The organism is Streptomyces sp. MBT65 (assembly GCF_016612545.1).
GTDB lineage: Bacteria > Actinomycetota > Actinomycetes > Streptomycetales > Streptomycetaceae > Streptomyces.
This window is the reverse complement of sequence record NZ_JAENRY010000626.1, coordinates 1-1,307: the sequence shown is the minus strand read 5'-3', so window position 1 is coordinate 1,307 and position 1,307 is coordinate 1. Positions and strand designations below refer to the sequence as shown.

At 70.4% G+C, this 1,307-nt stretch carries 2 protein-coding genes; one reads left to right on the top strand and one right to left on the bottom strand.

Annotated features, from left to right (window positions below; translation table 11 throughout):
- Positions 1–90 precede the first annotated feature (90 nt).
- Complete coding sequence (locus JHN63_RS51110) at positions 91–555, bottom strand: helix-turn-helix transcriptional regulator (RefSeq protein WP_200691946.1); 465 nt, start codon at positions 553–555, stop codon at positions 91–93.
- Positions 556–830: 275 nt separating this feature from the next.
- Between JHN63_RS51110 and JHN63_RS51105 the strand changes: the two genes are divergently transcribed.
- Complete coding sequence (locus tag JHN63_RS51105) at positions 831–1,157, top strand: WhiB family transcriptional regulator (protein WP_200691945.1); 327 nt, start codon at positions 831–833, stop codon at positions 1,155–1,157.
- Positions 1,158–1,307 lie beyond the last annotated feature (150 nt).

The window sequence follows — 1,307 nt, the reverse complement described above, 5'->3', positions numbered from 1 at the left end:
GGCAGGGCTGGGGGAGGTGCTCGGTGCGGTGAGGGAGGGACCAGTTCCCTCGTTCCGCGAACCGGTGATCAGTCGGCGATTAGTCGGTGATCAGTCGGTGATCAGCAGTCGTGCGTCCTCGTGTGCCAACTCCGCCGCCGGCACTTCGTTCGGCAGGAACTGCTCGACCACGCGGACGAACATCTCCCGCCGGTCGGCCGGCACCCCCAGCAGATCGGCGACCTCCTCCAGCGTGGGGCGGCGGGCGAACTCGGCGCCGGGTGCGGGGGAGGCCAAGTAGTCGTGGGGATCGGCCAGTTCCTCCGCGGTCAGCCGGCCCGAACGGATGAGCATGTCGCGAACCGGCACCCCCAGTACCCGGGCGAGCCTGCGGGTCGTCTCGAGGTCCGGCATGCTCTGGCGCTGCAGCAGGCGGGTCACGGCCGCCCGGTGGACACCCGCCTCGTCCGCTATGCGCGACTTGCCGCCGCCGCGCGGGCTGTCGATGTCGTAGCCGCGGTCGCGCATCAGGTCCTCGACCCACGCGGCGAACGCGTCCAGATCCTGGCTGGTCATCTGTGTGCTCGCTTCCTTTGGATGCGGCGAGTTTAGCTTGCTTGCGCGCACGGAATTACGTGCTCGCGTGCAAGCAATGAGAAAAACGGCCTCAAATTGGCGGAGGTTCGGTGGAGATGGGGGTGTGATCACCGGATTCGTGACACGTCGTCGTCGCTCCTGTGAGGTGAGTGACCAAAGTTTACGTTGCGAGCGCGCGCGCAATCTGTAAACCTTGTCGGCCTGGGCGGCACGTGCCAGACGCTCGTGCCACACCCGACCTACAGGGAGGCCCCATGTCCACCGACGCGTGTTCACCACCCCGTTCCCACGACAGAGCCGCGGGCTGGCAGACCGCCGCCGCCTGCGCCGGGCTCCCGCCCAAGGCCGTCTTCTCCAAGAAGGCCAAGGAGGCCGCCCCGGTCCTGCGGGCCTGCGCCCGCTGCACGGTACGGCGGGACTGCGAGCGGATCGTCGCCCCGGCCGACAACTGGTTCGACGGCGTCTGCGGCGGCCGTCTCTACCGCTCAGGACGTCCGGTCGAGATCCCGGCGCACCTCCTCCCGGCCGCCCTGACGGCGCTGCCCGTGCTGCCCGCCGCGCGGGGAGGCTCCCTTGCCTGACCCGAGTCCGGTGCCCGACCCGAGGACGGCGTCCGCCGCCACGGACCCGACCGCGCACGCCGCCCTCTGGATCGGCACGCTGCTCCAGCAGTTCCCCGAACTGGCCGTCGAACTCGCCCCCGGCCGCACCACGCCGGCCCACCGCGCACC

Bases quoted from the DNA above. Each gene is read 5' to 3' on its own strand.
- JHN63_RS51110 (WP_200691946.1), bottom strand. From the start codon at position 555: ATGACCAGCCAGGATCTGGACGCGTTCGCCGCGTGGGTCGAGGACCTG.
- JHN63_RS51105 (WP_200691945.1), top strand. From the start codon at position 831: ATGTCCACCGACGCGTGTTCACCACCCCGTTCCCACGACAGAGCCGCG.